Origin of the sequence: Actinosynnema sp. NPDC053489, from assembly GCF_044544865.1 — a bacterium.
Taxonomy (GTDB): domain Bacteria; phylum Actinomycetota; class Actinomycetes; order Mycobacteriales; family Pseudonocardiaceae; genus Actinosynnema.
In genome coordinates this window covers 184,375-204,295 of sequence record NZ_JBITXT010000001.1, presented here as the reverse complement: position 1 = coordinate 204,295, position 19,921 = coordinate 184,375, and the positions used below count along the sequence as shown (strand labels likewise).

The window sequence follows — 19,921 nt, the reverse complement described above, 5'->3', positions numbered from 1 at the left end:
GGCTGGGAGAGTGGTCGCCGCCGCCGCTCCCCCTTCTGCGCGGGAAGGATCCGATGAAGCGAACCCGATCGCGGCTCGCCCTGGTGTGCGCCGCCACGGCGCTCCTGGCGGCCGGTCCGGCGGTGGCGGCGGAGGGTGAGTCCGCCGTGCTGTACCAGGTGCACGCGCCCCTCGGCGCGGAGCAGGCCCTGCTGGCCGGCGGCTTCGACGTGATGGAGCACCGGGACGGCGACAGCCTGTTCGTGCTCGGCGACCCGACCACCGGCACCGCGTTGCGACGGGCCGGGTTCAGCGCCGCCGTCGACCGGGTGCTGCCCCGGCCGCGCGCGGCGGCGGCCGACGCCGACACCTTCTTCGGCGGGTACCACACGGTCGCCGCCCACGAGCAGCACCTCGACCAGGTGGCCCGCGACCACCCCGACCTCGCCACCGTCGTCGACTACGGCGACTCCTGGCTCAAGACGCGGAACCGGGGCGGGCACGACCTGCGCGCCCTCTGCGTCACGCGCAAGCGGCCCGGTGACTGCGCCCTGTCCCCCGACGCGCCCAAACCCCGGTTCTTCGTCATGGGCCAGCTCCACTCCCGCGAGCTGACCACCGGCGAGATCGCCTGGCGCTGGATCGACCACCTCGTCGGCGGCACCGACCCCGCGATCGCCTCCCTGCTGGACACCACCGAGTTCTGGGTCGTACCCATCGCCAACCCCGACGGCGTGGACAACGTGCAGCGCGGCGGCGACTCCCCGGTCTCCCACCGCAAGAACGGCAACGACACCGACTACCAGGGCACCACGTGCGGCACGGTGTCGTCCAGCCACCCCGGCATCGACCTCAACCGCAACACCGCCTCGAACTGGGGCCTGCAGAACGCGTCCGACCAGCAGTGCGACCAGACGTTCCGGGGCACCGCGCCCGACTCGGAGCCGGAGACGAAGGCGTTGCAGGCGTTGTGGCGCTCCCTGTACCGCGACCGGCGCGCGGTCGACCCCGCCCAGCCCGCGCCCGCCGACACGTCCGGCCTGGTGCTGTCCCTGCACGCCTACGGCAACTACGCGCTGTTCCCGTGGAGCGGCGGCGCGGTCGACCGGCGCACCGGCAACGACGCGGCGCTGCGCGACCTCGCCCAGGACTTCGCCGAGCTGGCGGGGCCCGGCTGGCAGTACGGGCAGTCGGGCCAGGTGCTCTACTCCGCTTCGGGCACCACCGACGACTGGGCGTACGACGACCTCGGCGTCGCCTCCTTCGTCTGGGAGGTGGGCCCGCCGCCGGAGCAGGCGTGCGGCGGCTTCTTCCCCGCGCACTCCTGCCAGGACGGCTTCTTCTGGCCGAAGGTGCTGCCCATGCTGCTGCACGCGGCCCGCCACACCGCCGCCCCCTACGCCCCGGCGCCCGAACCGCCCACCGCGTGCGCGCGGACCAACGACACCGACACCCCCGTGGTCACCCGCACCCCGCCGGTGACGGTGAGCCTCGCCGTCACCGGCTGCGAGGGCAACGCCAGGTCGGCGTCCCGGGTCGAGCTGCACTACAAGAACATGAGCGGTTCGGTCATCACGCTGGACCTGGTCGCCCCCGACGGCACGGCGTACCGGCTCCAGCACCAGGTCGTGAGCACCGCGCCCGACCCGGGCGGCACGTTCACCCTCGACCTGTCCCGAGAGTCCCGCCAGGGCACCTGGCAGCTGCGGGTGCACAACTACATCTGGGTGGGCACCGGCGACCTCGACCGGTGGACGCTGACGCTGTAGGCGGCCTCACCGGGGCGGTGAGGTGGTGCTCCCCGCCACCGGATGGTCCACAGTGGACTGGATCGGGACGGGGCGGGGGCGGCCGGGAACGCCGGCGGGGGTCGCGGCTCGCGATCGACGCCCCCGCCGGCGCGGCGGCCCGGGGCGTCGATGTGACGAACCTATCGCCGCGCCCGGAGTGGTCGGGGCGCACGTGGGTACCCTTCGCTCGGTTGTGTGCCTGGCCGCCGTCGGAACTCCAGGCCGGACCGCTCCGACCGGTCCGAGCGAGGGGGAGGTGGACGCGCGTGGGTGTCGCACCCGAGGCGACTCCGTCCCAGGTCACTGACCTGCGGGAACTGGTGGACGCGCTGGCCGTGGTGGTCTGGCGGGCCGACGTCCGGACGCGTCGTTGCACATTCGTGTCCGCCCACGCCGAGCGACTGCTCGGCCACCCGGCGGACCGCTGGCTGGCCGAGCCGGACTTCCTCGGCTCGCTGATCCACCCCGACGACCGGGCCGAGGCCACCCGGCAGCGGTGGCGCGACGAGCCCGGGCGGGACGTGTTCGAGGTCGAGTACCGCGCGGTGACGGCCTCGGGCGACGTGCGCCGGTTGAAGGAGAAGCTGCACGTCCAGCGGGACGCCGGGGGCACGGCCAGGGCGGTGCTCGGCGCGATCAACGACGTCACCGCGCGGCACGCCGAGGCGGAGCGGCAGCGGTTCCTCGCCGAGTTCGACCGGGAGTCGCAGCGCCTGGACGACGCCGAGGAGCTGATGGCGCTGGCGACCCGCCTGCTCGGCGAGTACCTGCGGGTGGACCGGTGCGCCTACGCGCGGGCCGAGGCCGACGAGGACCACTTCGTGATGAGCGGCGACTACGCCACCGGGCTGCCGCCGCTGCCCGGCCGGTTCGCCATGGCCGAGTTCGGCCAGGGCGCGCTGCGGGCCATGCGCGCGGGTGAGCCGTGGGTGGTCGCGGACAGCGAGGACGACCCGCGGCTCGGACCGGACGACCTGGCCGCCTACCGGTTCACCGGCATCCGGGCGGTGATCTGCCTGCCGCTGCTGCGCGGCGGGCGGTTCGTCGCGGCGATGGCCGTGCACCAGGCGACCGTCCGGCACTGGACGCCGGAGGAGGTCGAGGTGGTGGCGGTGGTGGTCAACCGGTGCTGGGAGTCGTTGCAGCGCGTGCACGCGGACCGGGCGCTGCGCGACAGCGAGCAGCGGCACCGGCTGCTCGTGGAACGGGCCACCGAGGCGATCTGGGTGCTGGACCACGACCTGCGGTTCGTCGAGGTCAACCAGGCCGCGTGCGCACTGCTGGGGCACGACCGGGACGGCCTGGTCGGCCGTCCGGTGGGCGACGTGGTGGTGCCGGACGCGCTGGGCCGGTTGGCCCGGCTGACCACCGACCTGTCCGCCGCCCGCGTGGTCACCGAGGTGTGGGGCCTGCGCCGGGTCGACGGCACGGTGGTGGAGGTCGAGCTGAGCATCCAGGCCACGCCGACCGGCGTGCAGGCGATCGGGCGGGACGTCACCGAGCGGCAGCGCGCGCAGGCCGAGCGGGAGCGGCTGCTCCAGCGGGAGCACGAGATCGCGGAGGCGTTGCAGCGCAGCCTGCTGCCCCGCGAGCTGCCCGCGCTGGACCGGCTGGCGACCTCCGCGCGCTACCTGCCCGCGTCGACCCACGCGCAGATAGGCGGCGACTGGTACGAGGTGCTGACGCTGGAGGGCACCTCGGTCGCGCTGTCGGTGGGCGACGTCGTCGGCATGGGCCCGAAGGCCGCCGCGGTGATGGGGCAGCTGCGCAGCGCCCTGGCCGGGTACCTGCTCGACGGGCACTCCCCCGCCGCCGCCCTGGAGCGGCTGGACGCGTTCAGCGCCCGGGTCAACGGCGCGGCGGGCAGCACGTGCGCGTGCCTGACGTTCGACTGGAGCACCGGTCGGCTCCGCTGGGCCGTGGCCGGGCACCCGCCGCCGCTGGTGCTCGACGCGTCCGGGCAGCCCCGGCTGCTGTCCGGTGGGGTCGGCGCGGTGCTGGGCGCGCCGGGCCGGGCGCCGTACGTCGACCTGACCACCGAGCTGGAGCCGGGGGCGTCCGTGGTGCTCTACACCGACGGGCTGGTCGAACGGCGCGGAGCGGTGGTCGACCAGGGCCTGGAACGGCTGCTCGACACCGTCCGCGACGCCCACGACCTGTCGCCGCGGGCGCTCAGCGACGCCATCACCTCGGCGCTGCTGGCCGACGGGCAGGAGGACGACGTGGCGCTGGTCGTGGCCCGCCACCTGCCACCGCCGCTGCGCGACACCGTGCCGGCGCTGCCCGCCGAGCTGTCGGTGATGCGGCGTCGCGTCGCCGCGTGGGCCACCGCCGCCGGCCTGTCCGCCGACCTGCTGGACGACCTGCAACTGGCCCTCGGCGAGGCGGCGGCGAACGCCGTGGACCACGCGTACCCGCCGGGCGAGCCCGGTGACTTCACCTACGACGTGGCCACCACCGCCGGGGGCGTCCGCGTGGTGGTCCGCGACCGGGGCCGCTGGCGACCCGAGCCCGAGGACAAGGGCCACCGCGGGCGCGGCCTGCAGATCATCCGCACGATCGCCGAGCGGACGGAGTTCCACCGCACGGAGGACGGCACGACCGTCGAGTTCGACCTCGTGGACGCGCCGTCGTCCCCGCCGCCCGCCGTGGCCGTCACGGACCCGGCCCGGGATCGGGCGGAGGTGGCGAAGTCCGCGGACGACGCCCGGGTGCAGGTGCTGCGCCTGACCGGTGACGTGGACCTCGGCACGGTCGAGGACCTGCGCGCCACCCTGACCGCGCGCATCACCGCACCCGACCCGCGCCCGGTGGAGATCGACCTGAGCCAGGTGGGCTACCTGGGCAGCTCGGGCATCGCCCTGCTGCTGGAAGCCGCCGCCACCGCCACCCGCGCCCACCGCGCCCTGACCGTGCGCGCGGTCGAGGGCACCCCGCCCGCCCGGGTGCTGTCCCTGTCGGGCCTGCACGGCCTGACCACGGACGCGCTCGCCGTGCAGGTAGCGGCGCAGCGCACCGAGGCGGGGTAGGCGCGTCCCCGCATCGGGCGAGTCCGCGACACGGCGGGGGGAGCGGTGTGGCGGCCGGGCGGCACCCGGCCGAGACTCGGTCCGCGAGGTCCACCCCCTGCCGCCGGCGGCAGGGCCGCGGTCGGAGGCTTCCCATGCGCGTGCGGGCTTTCCTGTCGTTCGTCGGCGCCGTCGCCCTCGCCGCGGCGGTCGTCACGGCGCCCCGGGCCCTGGCGGACGATCGCGTCGTCGGCGGGGGTGACGCGACCCGGGTGTACACCTTCATGGCCTCGATCCAGTTCGAGGACGGCACCCACCACTGCGGCGGCACTCTGGTCGGCGGCCGTTGGGTGCTGACGGCGAGCCACTGCCTCGACCGCATGACCGCCGACGGGTTGCGGGTCCGCGTCGGCAGCAAGGACCGCACTCAGGGCGGTGTGCTCACCAAGGTCGAGAGGTTCACCCACCACGGCTCCCAGGACGTCGCCATGGTGAAGCCGGCGGACGAGGTGAAGTCCGGGCAGCTGAACGTGGTCCGGGTGCCGGCGACCGGCGCGACGGTGCGGCTGCTGGGCTGGGGCAGCCGGTGCGACGGCGGCTGCGGCGACCGCTGCCCGGCCACCCTGCAACAACTGGACAGCACGGTCGTGAAGGCCGACACCTGCAAGAACTGCTCCATCGACACCTCCTCCGAGTTCTGCGTCCAGCGCGAGGCGAAGGACGGCGGGGCGTGCGAGCGGGACAACGGCGGTCCCGCGATCGAGAACCCCGACGGGCAGTACTGGCGGCTCGACGGCGTGCTGAGCCGCGGCGCCAACCCGTGCAAACCGGGACCCGACGTGTACGTGAAGGTCGGCTCCGTCATCGACTGGGTGCGCAAGCAGATCTTCTCGTCCGCCGCCCACGCGGGCCCCGCGACCGGGCAGTGGCCCGACGGCGTGCGGTGGCCCTCAGCCACCCCCGCCCGGTGAGTCGACCGGTTCGCCGGTGATGGCCTGCATCTGCCGCTGCAGGATGTCCAGCAGCGGCACGTCGTCGTAGTTGCTCAGCACGACGCCGACCCAGTCCGTGTCCGGGTAGACGTCCCAGTTGGCGGCGCTGCCTGCGGTCGCGCCGCCGCGGCCGAAGACCCACTGGCGGCCGTTCAGCAGGTGCAGCGGGCCGGTGTAGCCGCGGAACGAGCCGGGAGCCGGGCCGGGGCCCTTCGCCCCGGTCAGCAGTTCCGCGTAGGGCCGGCTCAGCACCGTGCCGTCGCGCAGGGCGCGGGCGAACCGGACCAGGTCCGGCGCGGTGGCGAAGCCGTCGCCGGCGGCGTGGCCGATGAAGGCCCGGGCCGGGTTCCGACCCGCGATCTCCGGGCCCGGGCTGCCCTGGTCGAGGTTGCGCACGGCGTCCAGTCGGCTGCCGTCGGCCTGCCGCATGTACGAGTGCGCGATGTGCTCGTCGGTGAGCCACTGCTGCCTGGTGAAGAACCCCGAGCCGGTCATCCCGGCCCGCTTGAAGACGTGCTCGTGCACGTAGTCCCAGTACGTCAGGCCCGTCACGGCCTCCACGACCTGGGCGGCGATGGCCATGCCCGCGCCGGCGCCTGCGGTGTGGCCCTGGTCCCCGGACCCCGGCGGCACCACGAGCCGCGCCTGCCGCGTCCACCGCTCGTAGTGCTCGTGCACCTCCTCGCGGCTGTGGAAGACGCGCTGCCAGTCGGGCATCGGCGCGTCCAGCCCGGCGCTGTTGGTGAGCAGGTGGTGCAGCGTGACCTGCTCGGCCACGTCCGCGGGGAAGCCCGTCAGGTGCGCGCCGACCCGGTCCGACAGCGCGAGCCTGCCCTGCTGCACGAGTTGCAGCACGGCCACCGGGAGGAACGGCTGGATCGCCGAGCTGAGGTTGACCGCCGTCCCCTCGTGGTTGCGGATGCCCCTTTCCCTGTCGGCCAGGCCGTGCGCGCGCGACAGCACGATCCGGCCGTGGTGCGCGATCAGCACCACGCCGGAGAACCGGTCCTGCGCGGCCAACCCCGCCACGTACCGGTCGAAGGACCCGCCCGGTCGGGCGTCGGGCGGGACGCGGTCGCGGTCGGCCGGCGCCGGTTCGGCGTTGCCCCGGCCCGCGCCGGCCACCACCCCCAGACCGGCCGCGGCCAACCCGCCCCACCCGAGCAACCGCCGCCGGCCGATCCCACCGGTAAACCCTGCGTCCATGGTCACGTCGCCTTCCCCCATCGTCGGTGGCCGCCACCCGCGCCGCGGGGCGCCGTGGCTTCGGGCACCACTGAAGCGACCCGACCGTTGCGACGACGTATGCGGTTCCCGATACGCCCGCGATACACCCAACCCGACCGTCCGATATTCCACCCGGTCCGGCAAGAATCGCGCCGGTGACCGACCGGACCGCACTGTTCGGGATTTGCTACTCCGATCGAGTGGGCCAATCCCGTCCCCGTAACGGGTGATCGGATGACCTCGATAGCCTGGCGACCATTGATTTCCGGCCACAGGGCGACGAATGCTGCGAGGATTGCTCAGGGTTGCGCTGACGACGGCGCTGGTGGCCGTCGCGGTCGCCGACATCACCTCGGCCACCACGGTGTACCGCGACGCCGGGCGCGGTTGGCAATCACTCCTCCTGCTCGTGTTGCTCACGCTCTTCCTGTTGGCCGCGCACACGTGGGTGTTCCACACGGCTCCATTCCTGCGGAAACCGGTCGAGCGCTTCCCGTTCCACCAGGTCCCGGAAGGCCGCGCGGTCACCCTCCAGGAAGAAGCGCGCATGGCGCGCGACGTGTCCCTCGCCGAAGCGAAGATCTTCGCCGCGGCGATCACGATGCCGCAGCAATTCCGCCGCCGGGTCGTCGAGGAGTACACACCCGACCGGCGCACCCTGACGAAGGTCTGCACGGTCGACTTGCAGATCCCAGGAAAGCTGATGAAGGGCAACGGCTCGAAAGCCGTGCACGTGCCGGTCCTCATCAACCGGAAGGGCGAACTGCTCGACGATTTCCACATCTTCCACGCGAACAACGACGAGACCCAGTGGTTGTCCTACCGCCAGTACCTCAGCCTGGCCGCGAAGGTCCTGCACGTCCTGCTGCTGGCCGCGGAGAACCGCAAGATCACCGAGCCCCTGTCGGCGGCGGCCGACCGGGCCGAGCTGCTCGCGCTGCAGGGCATCGTCAAGCGGATCGACCGCCGCGCGCCCGCGCCGGTGGACTCCAGCGGGGTCGAGGCCATCGGCGGCCTGCGGGTCGCCCACCCCGTCGCGTTGAAGATGGCGGCGGTCTTCGTGCAGCAGCTCACCAGCAACTACCCGATCGTCGCGTCCATCGCGAACGTCGACCACGAGCCGCGCCACCGGTTCAAGTACCAGCTGACCCAGACACCGGACATCAAGTTCACCCCGGCCCGGTCCCGACGCCGCTGGTCGTTGCCCGGCTACGTGCGGCTGATCTTCGGCGCCCGACCGGTGACGCTCACCGTGGACATCGCCCAGGCGGCCACGGCCGAGAGCTACCACCTGCACGTCCACGCGCCGAACGACCTGTACCTGGCCGGGCAGGAGGCCGTCGGCCTGTCCGCGGCGCTCGCGCGGACCGCCGACGGCGCGCCGACACCGCCGCACTGCCGCTTCCGCCGCCGGCTCGGACAACCGCACGCGCACTTCTACTGCCGGTACATGCCCGTATTCCAGGACGGCGAACGGCCGACGCTCGTCTTCAAGTTCTTCGAAGTGCCGCCGGGGTCCGTCCTGCGGGCGACCATCACCGCGACCGCGACTTTCGCGATTCTCTGGCTGATCGGTTTCATCAGTTCCCGCTACGTGGAGTCCGACACCGACGCCCCCGCTTTCCTCCTGGCTTTCCCGGCCCTGGCCGCGACCTGGTTGGGATTCGACGCGCCGTCGCGCAAACTGCTGGAGGGGACCATGTCCGCCCGCGTGTGCCTGATCTTCACGGCCGTGCTGTCGTTGGCGGGCAGCGCTTTGTTCCTGTTGCACGAGAGCTTTCCGGACGACTTCGCCTGGCCGAAGCTCCCGGACGGGCGGTCGTTCCTCGGCGTGACCGACGTGTGGTGGGCCGTGGTCGTGGGTATCGCCTTCGTGAACGCGTTGCGCATCGGTTACCAGTGTTTGGTGCGCACCTGGGAGTACTCACACCTTCTGGCGAAGGAGGTCGAATGACCGACACGATCACCGTTTCGGCTGCTACGTTGAGGGGGTCGGGCCGGGCGACCGGGGTGATCCCGATCAGGCACCGGAGAGCCATTATGAGGAATGCTCGTCAACCTGGGGGGCGGCCGGCGTGAAGATGCCCGAGTTGTTCGGTGGGAGCACGGAGGGCGGCGCCGCCGCCGGCGGTTACTCCGGGTACTACGTCCCGGTGCACACCTGGACCACGACGCCCGGTGCGCAGCAGGTGTCCGTGGACGACCTGTTCGCCGCCCTGGACACCCTGGACGACGTGTTCTCCCTCAAGCCCGAGCAGTCCGCCCTCGACGGGATGTCGCACCCCTAGCGTCCCCGGCGGCACGACGGCAGGCCCTCTGCGGCTTGTCGGGAAGCCATAGAACGCGATCCCCGTTTTGTCGGGCCGCGACAAGCCCCGACCGAACGACCCCGCCATCCTGGAGCTCGAAGGCCGGAGCACAGCGGAGGTGGTCGTGGTCGGGGTCCAGGGCGTTGCAGCCCGGCGGTTCGCCGGTTCCGGTGCGGGTCGTCTCGCCGAGCACCTGCCCCGCCTGCGGGCCGAGCTGGAGGAGCAGCGGCGGTTCCGGGTGGAGCAGTTGGCCGGGTTGGACCGGGCGGGCCGTGAGGCGGACCAGGCGCGTCGTGAGGTCGCGGCCGCGGTGGCGGAGGCGGCACGGCAGGCGCTCGCCGACGTGGAGGCCGCGCTCGCGCTCGTCGAACTCGGCGGCTACGGGCGCTGCGTCGGTTGCCGGGACGACATCCCGTTGCGCCTCCTGCTGACCATTCCCGCGTCCCGGTGGTGCCTGGACTGCCGGCGGCACGGCGCACCCGGCCCGGAGCCGCACGTGGTCCCCCGCGGCCGACGCGCGACCCGTGGCACCTCGACCGGACGTCGGCACCACGGCACCCGGCGCACCGCCGCGCGCTGAACCGCCGTACCCGGGAGGTGGGTTGTGCTCAACGAGCGCGAGCAGGACGCCCTGCGCGAGATCGAGCGGAGGCTGGCCGCCGACGACCCGGACCTGGAGCGTTCCTTCGCGGCCCTCGACGACGTGCCCCGACCTTCAGGCCGACCCCGCGTCAGCTCGGTCGTGATCGCGGTCGCGGCCGGGCTCGCCCTGGTGATGCTGCCGGCCGGGTCACCGGTCGGCGCGGTGGCCTACGCGGTCTTCGGCGCGCTGGTGTGGGTGGTCCGCGACCTGCCGGACCACCCGACCCGCGACGAGCGGGGCAGGTGATCCGGGCGAACCCCGCGCGACCGTGCCCGATCCCCCGCCACCGCGATCCCTTGCCACCGCGGACCGCCGCCACCGGCGGTCGTCAGTCGCGCCGGACCACGAGCGAGCCGGCCGGGTCCAGCCCGTGCAGCCCGGACAGGGACAGGACCCGGTCGGGTGCCGAGCCCCCGGTCACCAGGACGGTCAGCGCCCGATCGGCTCGGGTGGCCGCCGCGGCGTCCAGGAGCAGCGCGATGCCCGAGCTGCTGAGGTAGCGCACGTCGGTGAGGTCGACCTCGACGGGGCGGTCACCGGCTCCGCCGACGCGGGAGAGCACGGACGCGCGCAACCGCTCCACGGCGGCGGTGTCCAGCTCACCGGTCAGCCGCACGCGGACGGTTCCCCCACCGGGTTCCGCGGGCGGGCCCGCGACCTCGGCACCGGTCGGCGCGGCGGGCGCGGGCCGGGGCGGGGTCGCCGCTTCCGGGACGAGGTGGAAGTCGACGGTGGTGCCGTCGTCGCGGTGGTCGAGGACGACGCGTTCGGCCAGGGCCCGGATGATCTGCATGCCGCGCCCGCGGTGACCGGGGTCGGCCGGCACGGGCCGCCACCGACCGCGGTCGCGCACGACGACGTTCACGCCGGTGGCGGTGGTGGTCAGCGCGTACTCCAGGTCGCCGGTCCCGTCGCCGTAGGCGTGGTCCACCACGTTGGCCGCCGCTTCACCCAGGGTGAGCTGCAGGTCGTCGAGCAGGTCCGCCGACAACCCGGCGGCACCCGCCCACGCGGCGACCTCGCGGCGCATGAGCGCCAGCGAGTCCGGTCGCGCGGGCAGGGTGGTGCGCAGCGGCGGGGGCAGGTGGCGGGCGACGACGAGCGCCACGTCGTCGCTCTGGCCGTCGGCGAGCAGGGCGTCGGTGACGGCGTCGGCCAGGGCGTTCGGCGGCGCGTCCCCCGCGTCGCGGACGACCGCGAGCAAGCGCGTCAGGCCCTCGTCCACGGGCGTGTCGTGGCGTTCCACCAGCCCATCGGTGTAGAGCACGACCGACGCGCCCACGGGGAGGTCGGCGGTGTGCTCGACGTAGCGGGCGCGTCCGGGCGTGCCGAGCACCGCTCCCCCGCCACCGGCGAGCAGCCTCGCGGACCCGGCGTCGGTGATCAGGGGAGGTGGGTGCCCGGCCGCCGCCCAGCGGACCGCTCCGGTGGCGTGGTCGAAGGTCAGGCAGGCGCAGGTGCTGCCGGTGGCGCCGTTGACCCGCTTGGAGAACAGGTCCAGGCGTTCCAGCGCCGCGACCGGGGGGTGCCCGTCGAGCAGGTAGCCGGCCAGGGCGGTGCGCAGCTGCCCCATCACCGCGGCCGCGGCCGGGCCCTTGCCCACCACGTCACCTACGCACAGCGCCACCGTGGTCGCGTCGAGCTCCAGCACGTCGTACCAGTCGCCGCCGATCTGGGCGTGCGTCGACGCCGGCAGGTAGCGGGCCGCGATCGCCAGCCGGTCCAGCGCGGGCAGCTCGCCGGGCAGCAGGCTGCGCTGCAGCGCCTCGGCGATCTCGTGCTCGCGGCGCAGCAGCAGTTCCCGCTCGGCCTCGGCGCGCTGCCGCTCGGTCACGTCACGACCGATCGCCTGCAACCCGGTCGGCGTGATCTGGATGCTCAGCTCCAGGGCGATCACGGTCCCGTCGCCGCGCCGCACCTGCCACACCTCGGTGACCACGCGCCCGGCCGCCGGATCGCCGTCCTGCCCCGGCCCGTCGGCGTCCCTGCCGGACACCACGACGTCCGCCAGGCTCGTGCCGATCAACTCCTCGCGGGTGCGGCCGAGCAACGCGCACGCGGCGGGGTTGACCTCGAGGAACTTCGAATCGCGGTCGAGGATCCAGATGGCGTCGGTGGCCTGCTCGACCAGCAGCCGGTGGCGCTGCTCGCTCTCGCGCAGCGCCCGGTCGGCGTGCACCCGCTGCAGCGACTCCCAGCACCGCCCCACGACCACGGAGACCAACTCGACCTCGGCGGGCGCCCACTGGCGCACCGACGCCTGGTGCACCGCCAGACCGGCGACGAACCGCCCGTCGCGCAGCAGGGGCACCGTCACCACGGCGCGGATGCCCGTCAGGCGGTAGGTCTCGCGGTCACCGTCGGTCAGCCTCGGGTCGCGCGCGGCGTCCGCCACGATCCACGGCCGCCCCGCCCGCATCGTCCGCACCGCGTCCTCGCCGAACGCCGACAACGCGAACCTGCCCCGCAACGACGGCAGGCCGGTGGCGTGGTCGCCGCTCATCACGAAGTGGTCCTCGTCGGCCTCCACGCGGGCGTAGGCGCACCGGTCCGCGGCCAGGTGCTCCCCCAGCAGCCGGGTGACCGTCGCCATGACCTCCTCCGCGTCACCCAGCCGCTGCAACCGCCCCTCCAGGTCGGCGAGGAAGCGGTCGTGCCGCTCCTCGTCCCGCCGCCGGGAGACGTCGGCCAGCATGCCGCGCGCCCGCACGGGCAGGCCGCGGTCGTCGCGCACGACCTTCCCCCGGCAGCGCAACCACACCGTCCGCCCGTCCGCGGCGGTGACGCGGAACTCCACCTCGAAGTAGTCCTGGGCGGCGCCGGTGCGCCAGGCGCGCCGGACCTCCCCGAGGTCGGCCGGGTCGAGCAGCTCCACCAGGCCGTCCACCCCGTCGAACCAGCGTTCGAGGGGGTAACCGAGCAGCACCTCGGCGTAGCGGGAGACGAAGGTGAAGCGCCGCGCCGCCACGTCCGCTTCCCACACGACCACGCCCAGGTCGTCGACCAGACCGGGCAGGTCCGCACTCCCCGACCCGGCGGCTCCGGCCGGCACCGCGCGCGCGCCCGACACGCTGTCCGCGGTCACTGAACGTCACCATTGTGATCCGGACGAACCGCGGTGCGCTGCGACCCGGTGGCGGAGTGGTCCAGGCGGGGACGGGGCCTTCTCACACCGCGTAACACTACTCGGGTCGGACGTCGTGGGCGCCTCGGGAGAACCGCGCTGCGGGGCTGCGGTCGCGGGTCGTCCCGGCCGGCCTCAGTCGACCGGGACGACCAGCACGTCGCACGGAGCGCCGCGCATCGCGTGCCGGCTCACGCTGCCGATGAGCGCGTGCCGCAGCCCGGCGCCCCGCTCGACCCCGACCACGACCAGGTCGGCACCGCGGCGGGCGGCCAGCGCCGACACGACCTCCTCGGGGCGCCCCGGCTCGACCAGCACCTCCGCCGGGGCCGGCGCCAGCTCCCCGGCGAACCGCTCGACCTCGGAACGCGCGACCGCCAGTTGACCGCGGCGCAGCCGGTCGACGGCGTGGTCGTCCGCGCCGTTGAGCCGCAGCAGGTTCTCCCCCAGCACGGTGACGGCGTGCAGCAGCGCGTAGCGCGGCGCCCGGGTCAACGCCACCCCCAGCCGCGCGGCCCGGAACGACCGGACCGACGCGTCGACCGCGACCAGCACCGCCGCGTAGTCCGCGCCGGTGAAGCCCTTCACCAGCAGCACCGGGACGGGGCTCACCTCCGCCACCAGCTCGGCGGTGGAGCCGAGGAAGACGTCCCGCAACCAGTGCGCGCCGTGCGCGCCGACCACGACGAGGTCCGCCCGCCGGCGCTCGGCCTCCGCCGCGACCCCCGGCCCGACCGGCCCGGTGACCAGGGCCGCGTCCGTCGGCACGGGCGCGTCCCGCGCCAGTCGACCCAGCGCCTCCTCGGCGGTGGCGGTCAACCGGGCGTCCAGCCCTCGCGGCACGACGTGCACGACGGTCACGCCCGCGCCGCGGCGGCCGGCGATCGCGAACGCCCGCCGCAGCGCCTCACCGGCGCCCGCCGAGAAATCGGTCGCCACCAGCACGCGCGTCCCCGTGGTCACGCGCCGCCCCCGCCGTCCGCCTCCCGCGACTCCCGCGCACGCCTGCGGTGGGCGGCACGGGCGATCGCGTGCCCGGCGACCGGCGAGGTGAGCACGACGAACGCGATGGCGAGCACCGCGAACGTGATGATCGTCGGGTCCTCGGTCGCGATCGAGGACGCCAGGACCGCGACCACCCCGGGCCCGGTGGCCAGGCCCTGGGCGTGCAGCTGCGCGTAGGTGTCCGACAGCCGGAGCACGCCCACGAGGCTGATCGTGAGCAGCACCAGGCCGATCAGCAGCAGCGCGCCGCCGAGTACGTCGAGCACGAGGGAGATCATCCGAACGGACCCCCGGAACCGAGGTAGCGGGCCGTCGCCACGGTCGCCACGAACGACAGCAGGGCGAGCGCGACGGCGGCGTCGAAGTAGTACGCCTGGCCCCGCAGGTAGCACAGCAGGGCCAGCAGGGAGATGACGATCACCGCGAGGAGGTCGAGCGCGACGACCCGCTGGAGCACGTCACGGGCGCGGACGAGCGCCACGCCACCGGCGACCAGCAGCAGCGTGACCCAGAACAGGGCGAGGACCACGACGACGGCGGGCACGGCGGTCAGGGGAAGACGCGGCGCTGCCGCCGCCGGTAGGAGTCGTGCTGGGCGGCGACCACGGCCGCGGGGTCGTGCGCGTCCAGGACGTGCAGCAGCATCCGGCCCCGCTCCTCGTCGATCTCGACCACCACGGTGTCGGGCACGAAGCCGACCCGGACGCCCCAGGCCGCGGCCGACGCCGGGCCGCTGCGCGGTATCGGCACCTCCACCAGCCCGGCCGCGGTCGGGCCCCGGCCGACCAGGCAGGCGGCGGTCTGCCACGTGCCGACCACCAGGTCGACCAGCGTCCCGCCGACCAGCGCCGGCACGCCGGCGAGCCTGCGCCCCAGCGGCGACGCCGGGCCCGGTGGGCGGATGCGCCGGGCCACCAGCACGAGCAGCGTCGCCAGCACCAGGCCGACGACCACGTCCCCCGGGCGCAGGCTCGTCAACGCCAGCAGGTAGACGGTGGTGAGCATGACGACGCGGAGCACCACTGCGCTCATTGCGACCTCCGTGGTCAGGGGTGGTGTGCGGCCAGCAGGACGTCGACCGCGTGGCTGCTGAGCAGGAGCAGCGGCTCGGGCCACAGCCCGCCGGCGAGCACCAGCAGGGCCAGGACCGCTGTGGACAACCGCTGCGGCAACGGGTTCGGCGCGCCGGTCACCGCGGTGTCCGGCCGCCAGAAGCGGCGCTGGTAGACCTGGAACAGGTAGACCAGCGAGAGGGCGCTGCCGGCCAGCAGCAGCACCACCAGGGCGGCGCTGCCGGCCGCGATCGCGGTGCGGAACAGCTCCAGCTTCCCGACGAACCCCGCCGCCGGCGGCACGCCCGCCACGCTCAGCGCGCCGACCGCGAACGCGCCCGCCACCAGCGCGCCCCGCACCCCGGAGGCCAGGAACAGCAACGCCTTGTTCAGCGAGTTGACCACGCTGTAGAGCACGGCGGCCACCAGCCCGACCGGACCGCCCACGCCCAGCGCCACCAGCACGTAGCCGACCTGCCCGATGGCGGAGTAGGCGAGCATCTCGGCCGCGTCGCCGCGGGCGACCGCCAGCACGCCGCCGTAGACGATCGACGCCGCGCCCAGCACCACCAGCGCGACGCCGGCGTGCCGCAACTGCTCGGGGAACAGGTCGACGCCGAAGCGCAGCAAGCCGTACGCGCCGATGTTGGCCACCGCTCCGCTGAGGACCGCGGCGACCGCGGGCCGCGCGCCGGCGTAGACCGTGGGCAGCCAGAAGTGGAAGGGGAACAGGCCGAGCTTGACGCTGAACGCGATGAAGAACCCGGCCGCGATCAACGTCGCCGCGTTGGGGTTCACCGCGAGCACCCGCGCGGCCACCTGGTCCATCGCCAGCGCGCCGGTGACCCGGTAGGCGCCGGCCACCGACAGCAGGAAGACGAACGACCCCAGCAGGTTGACCGCGGTGAACACCAGCGCGGCCCGCAGCTGCCGCCGCTTCCCGCCGTAGGCGCTGAGCGCGTAGGACGCCGTCATCGCCAGTTCGAAGAAGACGTAGAAGGAGAACACGTCGGCGGTGACGAACAGGCCGGTCAACCCGGCGCCGAGCAGCACCACCAGGCCCGGGAAGGTCCGCGACCGCACCCCGCCCACCGCCTCATGCGCCGCCGAGGCGAGCAGCACCAGCACCGACAGCAGCGCGAACGCCACGCCCAGGGCGTCCGCGCGCAGCACGATGCCCACGCCGGCGGGCCAGCCGCCGGTGACGACCTCCCGGCTGCCCTCGGCGAACACCTCGGCGGCCAGCAGGCCCAGCACCGCCAGGGTCGCCGCGAGCGAGGCGGCGGCGAGCCAGGCGACCACCCGCAGCCGCCCGTCCAGCGCCACGAGCACCGCGCCCGACACCCAGGGCACGAGGAGGGCGATCGACAGCAGCATCAGCGGGCACGCCCCCGTTCGGCCTGCCGCTCGCTCTCCTCGCGGGCCTCGGCCTCCTCGCGGTCGGCCTGCCGCTGCCGCTCCAACCCGGCCTCGTGCTCCGCCTCGGTCGCGGCCAGCTCGTCCTGCTCGGCGGTGCGGAAGACCACGATGGCGCGGTGCACCAGGGCGAGCAGCAGCGCCACCGTGGCCAGCCCGATGACCAGCGCGGTCAGCGCGAGCGCTTGGGGCAGCGGGTCGCTCACCGCGTCGCCGGGCGCCACCGCGATCGCCGCCCGGCCACGGGCCAGCCCGGCGGCGATGATCGTGACGACGGCGCTCTGCGAGATCAGCATGATGCCCGCGACCATGCGGATCAGGTCGCGCTTGAGCAGCAGGTAGGCGCCGGAGCCGAACAGCACGGCCGCGGCGAGGGCGAAGGCGAGGATCACCGCCCGCCCACCCCCAGCGGCCGTCCGAGCTGGTGCAGCAACGTCGTGAGCACGCCCACGACCAGCAGGAAAACCCCGATGTCGAGCAGCAGCGGGGTGAACAGCTCCAGCGTGCCGACCTTGACGACGTGCGCGCCGGGACCGGGGCGGTGGGTCACCGGCGGGTCGCCCAGCGCGAGGCCGAAGAACCCGCTCGCGAGCGCCAGGAGCAGGCCGCCGACGGCCAGCCGGGGTGCGTGGCGCAGCACCGGCAGCGCCGCCTCCGCGCCCTCCGCGCCCAGCGCCACGTAGATCAGCGCGACCGCCAGCGCGACGATCACCCCGGCGGCGAACCCGTCGCCCACCTCGGCGTAGCCCTTGGCGATCAGGGCGGCGGCGAACACCAGGCTCGGGCCGGGCAGCAGCCGGGCGACGACCCGGACCACCGCGTCCGGGCGGCCACTGCCCTCCTCCTCCGCGCTCACCACAGCCTCCCGCGCCGCATGAGGGTGGCCACGCCGACCACCGCGACCAGCAGCACCGTGATCTCGACCAGCGTGTCCAGGCCGCGGAAGTCGGCGACGATCACGGTGACCACGTCACCGCCGTGCGCGGCCGGGGTGAGCCGGACGTGCTCGGCGGACACGCTGTCCGCGGCCGGCTGCGACAGGAACCCCCACACCGAGGCGAAGACGGCGAGCCCGGCCACCCCGCCGGCCAGCGGGTCGCGCCACCGCTGCCGGGGCCGGGCCGGCGGGATCGGGTCGCGCTTCGGGTCCGGCCGGGGCATCCGGGCCAGCGCCGCGACGAAGACCAGGGTCAGCATGGTCTCGACCACCACGGCGACCAGCGCCACGTCCGGTGCGCCGACCAGCGCGTACACCGCGGCCAGCGCGAAGCCCACCACCGCCAGGGCCAGGGCGACGGCCACCCGGGACCGCGAACCGGCGATCGCCACGGTGGCGATGACGACCAGCGCCAGCAGCGGCAGGACCAGCCAGTCCGCGCCCGCCACCGCGCCGACGGCGTACGCGCCGGCCGTCGGCGTGGCGACGAAGGCCAGGCCGATCACCAGCCCGGCCGGCACCAGCACCGCGGCGATGCTCGACCGCAGGTCCCGCACCTCCCGGTCGTGCAGCGCGGCCGACAGCAGCCCCAACCCGTGCAGCGCCGCCTCGTAGGCCCGGCGCGGCCCCCACCGCTCCCCCGCCGCGGCCGCGGCGCGTGCCACCGGGTCCACCAGCCGCGGCAGCGCCAGCAGCAGCCCGCCCAGCACCCAGGCGGCCACGGCCATGAGGTTCTCCGGGCGGGCGTCGAGGTGGTAGCCGGGTGCGAGCACGACCTCCCGGCCGGAGGAGACACTCGCCGCGGCGCCGGCCAGCCGCGCGAACGGCGTCACGACCAGGCCGCCGAACACCGCCACGGCCGCCAGGACCACGACCGGGGCGACCAGCAGGCCCGACGTCCCGCCGACCTCGCCGCGCGGCGGGCCGAGGAACAGCGCCAGCCAGAAGCGCCCGATGTAGGCGACCGTCAGCGTCGCCGCCACGACGGCCAGCGCCGCGGTCAGCGGGCCGTGGCGCAGCGCCGCCGCGTAGAACAGCTCGTCCTTGAAGAACCCGATCGTCAGCGGCAGCGCGGCCAGCGTCGCCGCCGCCACCCCCGACGCCACCGCGAGGACCGGCGCGCGCCTGCCGAGCCCGCCCAGCCGGGACAGCCGGTCCTCGCCGGTGCTCATCGTCACCGTGCCGGCGGTCAGGAACAGGGCGCTCTTGGCGACCGCGTGCGCCATCACGTAGAACGCGGCGCCGCCGTTGCCCTCCGCCGCGCCCATCCCGTACATCATGACCAGGTAGCCGTACTGCGAGATCGTGGAGTAGGCGAGGACCTGCTTGAGCACGTCCTGCCGCAGCGCCAGCACCCCGCCCACCACCACCGACGCCGCCCCGACCACCAGCAGCCCGGTCAGCACCACGTCGCTGCGGGCCAGCAGCCGGTGCACGCGCCCGATCACCAGCACCCCGGCCGCGACCATCGCCGCCGAGTGCAGGTAGGCCGACACGGGCGTCGGCGCTGCCATCGCGCGCGGCAGCCAGAAGTGCAGCGGGACCTGCGCGCTCTTGGCCAGCGCGGCGACGGCCAGCAGCGCGGCCGCGAGCGTGGTCGTCGGCGAGGGCTCGACCAGGGACACGAGGTCGGGGATGGAGAACGTGCCGTAGGTGGCGTAGAGCAGCACCGCGCCGATCAGCATCGCCACGGCGGCGACCACCGTGACCAGCAGGGCCATCAGCGCGGCGGTCCGCGCGGCCCGTTCGGACCGGTCGAAGCCGATGAGGAAGTACGAGCACACCGCGGTCAGGTCGAAGAAGACGAACACCAGCACGAGGTCCTGCGCGGTGGCCAGCCCGACCATCGACGCGGCGAACAGCGCCATCCACGGCCAGAACCGCCACCGCTCCGCCGCCGGGCGGCGCTCGTGCTCCAGGTGCAGGGCGAGGTAGCGGGTGCCGTAGGCGAAGACCAGCGCGCCGACGCCGGTGGCCAGCAGCCCGTAGACCACGGCCAGGCCGTCCAGCGCGAAGCTCAGCCGCAGGTCCAGGGTCGGGGCCCACGGGAACGAGACCGTGCCGCCACCCGCGAGCCAGCCGATCAGGCACAGCGCGAACCCCGCGACCGCCGCCGCGCACGCCGTCCAGCCCTGCCGGTCCACGCCCGGTCGGGGGCGCTGCTCACCCTCACCGCGGGCTTCCGCACCACCGCGAGCGACGACCACGGGCAACTCCTCCGGCTGTCGGATAGCCCGCAACCTACGTGATCCCGAGCGGGTCCGCAGGCGTCGTGGACCCGCTCGGGTGGTGATCTCCTGTCGCAAGAGGACGGTCTCCGGCTCTACCAGCCCAGAGCTTTTTCGTCCACTTCAGACTGTCCAATTCGCTCGATCAGGTGGGTGATCCGCACGCCCCACCCGGGCCGGCGGACCGGGTCCGCGGAGCATCGGAGCCGGA

17 protein-coding genes are annotated in these 19,921 nt (G+C 74.4%); 7 read left to right on the top strand and 10 right to left on the bottom strand.

Features of this window, described 5'->3' with window-relative positions:
* Nucleotides 1-53: 53 nt before the first annotated feature.
* The 3 genes from ACIGNX_RS00815 (at nt 54) to ACIGNX_RS00805 (ending at nt 5,748) form a co-directional block, all read left to right on the top strand.
* Nucleotides 54-1,748 carry a M14 family zinc carboxypeptidase gene (locus tag ACIGNX_RS00815; RefSeq protein WP_396534834.1) on the top strand — a complete coding sequence of 565 codons (1,695 nt, stop codon included), beginning with the start codon at nt 54-56 and terminating at the stop codon, nt 1,746-1,748.
* 287 nt (nt 1,749-2,035) lie between these two features.
* Entirely contained in the window at nt 2,036-4,798 is a 2,763-nt protein-coding gene (locus ACIGNX_RS00810) for a SpoIIE family protein phosphatase (RefSeq protein WP_396534832.1), read from the top strand.
* Between the two features lie 134 nt (nt 4,799-4,932).
* Nucleotides 4,933-5,748: a S1 family peptidase gene (locus tag ACIGNX_RS00805; protein WP_396534830.1), complete on the top strand. Its 816-nt coding sequence runs from the start codon at nt 4,933-4,935 to the stop codon at nt 5,746-5,748.
* Here ACIGNX_RS00805 and ACIGNX_RS00800 read toward each other — a convergent pair.
* Complete coding sequence (locus tag ACIGNX_RS00800; RefSeq protein ID WP_396534828.1) at nt 5,728-6,975, bottom strand: serine hydrolase domain-containing protein; 1,248 nt, start codon at nt 6,973-6,975, stop codon at nt 5,728-5,730. The two genes, ACIGNX_RS00805 and ACIGNX_RS00800, sit on opposite strands and share 21 nt — an antisense overlap.
* Before the next feature lie 316 nt (nt 6,976-7,291).
* Here ACIGNX_RS00800 and ACIGNX_RS00795 point away from each other — a divergent pair, with 316 nt between their 5' ends.
* The 4 genes from ACIGNX_RS00795 to ACIGNX_RS00780 all read left to right on the top strand — a co-directional run bounded on the left by ACIGNX_RS00795 (nt 7,292) and on the right by ACIGNX_RS00780 (nt 10,194).
* On the top strand, nt 7,292-8,950 hold the full coding sequence (locus ACIGNX_RS00795; protein WP_396534826.1) for a hypothetical protein: 1,659 nt from the start codon (nt 7,292-7,294) through the stop codon (nt 8,948-8,950).
* A 127-nt stretch (nt 8,951-9,077) separates the two neighbouring features.
* Nucleotides 9,078-9,284 carry a hypothetical protein gene (locus tag ACIGNX_RS00790; RefSeq protein ID WP_396534824.1) on the top strand — a complete coding sequence of 69 codons (207 nt, stop codon included), beginning with the start codon at nt 9,078-9,080 and terminating at the stop codon, nt 9,282-9,284.
* A 145-nt stretch (nt 9,285-9,429) separates the two neighbouring features.
* Nucleotides 9,430-9,885 (top strand): hypothetical protein, encoded by a 456-nt coding sequence (locus ACIGNX_RS00785; RefSeq protein ID WP_396534822.1) that lies wholly within the window; start codon nt 9,430-9,432, stop codon nt 9,883-9,885.
* Nucleotides 9,886-9,909: 24 nt separating this feature from the next.
* Nucleotides 9,910-10,194, top strand: coding sequence for a DUF3040 domain-containing protein (locus ACIGNX_RS00780; RefSeq protein ID WP_396534820.1), 285 nt, complete (start codon nt 9,910-9,912; stop codon nt 10,192-10,194).
* An 82-nt stretch (nt 10,195-10,276) separates the two neighbouring features.
* On the opposite strand, the gene ACIGNX_RS00775 is transcribed toward ACIGNX_RS00780, so the two are convergent.
* The 9 genes from ACIGNX_RS00775 to mbhE all read right to left on the bottom strand — a co-directional run bounded on the left by ACIGNX_RS00775 (nt 10,277) and on the right by mbhE (nt 19,689).
* The gene (locus ACIGNX_RS00775) at nt 10,277-13,033 is read right to left on the bottom strand and encodes a SpoIIE family protein phosphatase (protein WP_396534818.1); all 2,757 of its coding nucleotides are present in this window, start codon (nt 13,031-13,033) and stop codon (nt 10,277-10,279) included.
* 174 nt (nt 13,034-13,207) lie between these two features.
* Entirely contained in the window at nt 13,208-14,035 is an 828-nt protein-coding gene (locus tag ACIGNX_RS00770) for a universal stress protein (RefSeq protein ID WP_396534816.1), read from the bottom strand.
* Nucleotides 14,032-14,355: a monovalent cation/H(+) antiporter subunit G gene (locus ACIGNX_RS00765; RefSeq protein ID WP_396534814.1), complete on the bottom strand. Its 324-nt coding sequence runs from the start codon at nt 14,353-14,355 to the stop codon at nt 14,032-14,034. Before ACIGNX_RS00765 ends, ACIGNX_RS00770 begins: the two co-directional genes overlap by 4 nt.
* Nucleotides 14,352-14,621: a monovalent cation/H+ antiporter complex subunit F gene (locus ACIGNX_RS00760; RefSeq protein WP_396534812.1), complete on the bottom strand. Its 270-nt coding sequence runs from the start codon at nt 14,619-14,621 to the stop codon at nt 14,352-14,354. The genes ACIGNX_RS00765 and ACIGNX_RS00760 overlap by 4 nt, the downstream gene beginning before the upstream one ends.
* A gap of 5 nt (nt 14,622-14,626) precedes the next feature.
* Nucleotides 14,627-15,109, bottom strand: a complete 483-nt coding sequence (locus tag ACIGNX_RS00755) for a Na+/H+ antiporter subunit E (protein ID WP_396534810.1) — start codon at nt 15,107-15,109, stop codon at nt 14,627-14,629.
* A gap of 14 nt (nt 15,110-15,123) precedes the next feature.
* Complete coding sequence (locus ACIGNX_RS00750) at nt 15,124-16,506, bottom strand: complex I subunit 5 family protein (RefSeq protein ID WP_396534808.1); 1,383 nt, start codon at nt 16,504-16,506, stop codon at nt 15,124-15,126.
* The gene (locus tag ACIGNX_RS00745) at nt 16,506-16,937 is read right to left on the bottom strand and encodes an NADH-quinone oxidoreductase subunit K (protein WP_396534806.1); all 432 of its coding nucleotides are present in this window, start codon (nt 16,935-16,937) and stop codon (nt 16,506-16,508) included. The genes ACIGNX_RS00750 and ACIGNX_RS00745 overlap by 1 nt, the downstream gene beginning before the upstream one ends.
* A complete protein-coding gene (locus ACIGNX_RS00740; RefSeq protein ID WP_396534804.1) occupies nt 16,934-17,401 on the bottom strand; it encodes an MnhB domain-containing protein in 468 nt (155 codons plus the stop codon). Before ACIGNX_RS00740 ends, ACIGNX_RS00745 begins: the two co-directional genes overlap by 4 nt.
* Nucleotides 17,398-19,689, bottom strand: coding sequence for a hydrogen gas-evolving membrane-bound hydrogenase subunit E (gene mbhE / locus ACIGNX_RS00735; RefSeq protein ID WP_396534802.1), 2,292 nt, complete (start codon nt 19,687-19,689; stop codon nt 17,398-17,400). The genes ACIGNX_RS00740 and mbhE overlap by 4 nt, the downstream gene beginning before the upstream one ends.
* Nucleotides 19,690-19,921: the final 232 nt, after the last annotated feature.

Bases quoted from the DNA above. Each gene is read 5' to 3' on its own strand.
- ACIGNX_RS00800 (WP_396534828.1), bottom strand. From the start codon at position 6,975: ATGGACGCAGGGTTTACCGGTGGGATCGGCCGGCGGCGGTTGCTCGGG.
- ACIGNX_RS00815 (WP_396534834.1), top strand. From the start codon at position 54: ATGAAGCGAACCCGATCGCGGCTCGCCCTGGTGTGCGCCGCCACGGCG.
- ACIGNX_RS00750 (WP_396534808.1), bottom strand. From the start codon at position 16,506: ATGCTGCTGTCGATCGCCCTCCTCGTGCCCTGGGTGTCGGGCGCGGTG.
- ACIGNX_RS00805 (WP_396534830.1), top strand. From the start codon at position 4,933: ATGCGCGTGCGGGCTTTCCTGTCGTTCGTCGGCGCCGTCGCCCTCGCC.
- ACIGNX_RS00755 (WP_396534810.1), bottom strand. From the start codon at position 15,109: ATGAGCGCAGTGGTGCTCCGCGTCGTCATGCTCACCACCGTCTACCTG.
- ACIGNX_RS00765 (WP_396534814.1), bottom strand. From the start codon at position 14,355: ATGATCTCCCTCGTGCTCGACGTACTCGGCGGCGCGCTGCTGCTGATC.
- ACIGNX_RS00790 (WP_396534824.1), top strand. From the start codon at position 9,078: ATGCCCGAGTTGTTCGGTGGGAGCACGGAGGGCGGCGCCGCCGCCGGC.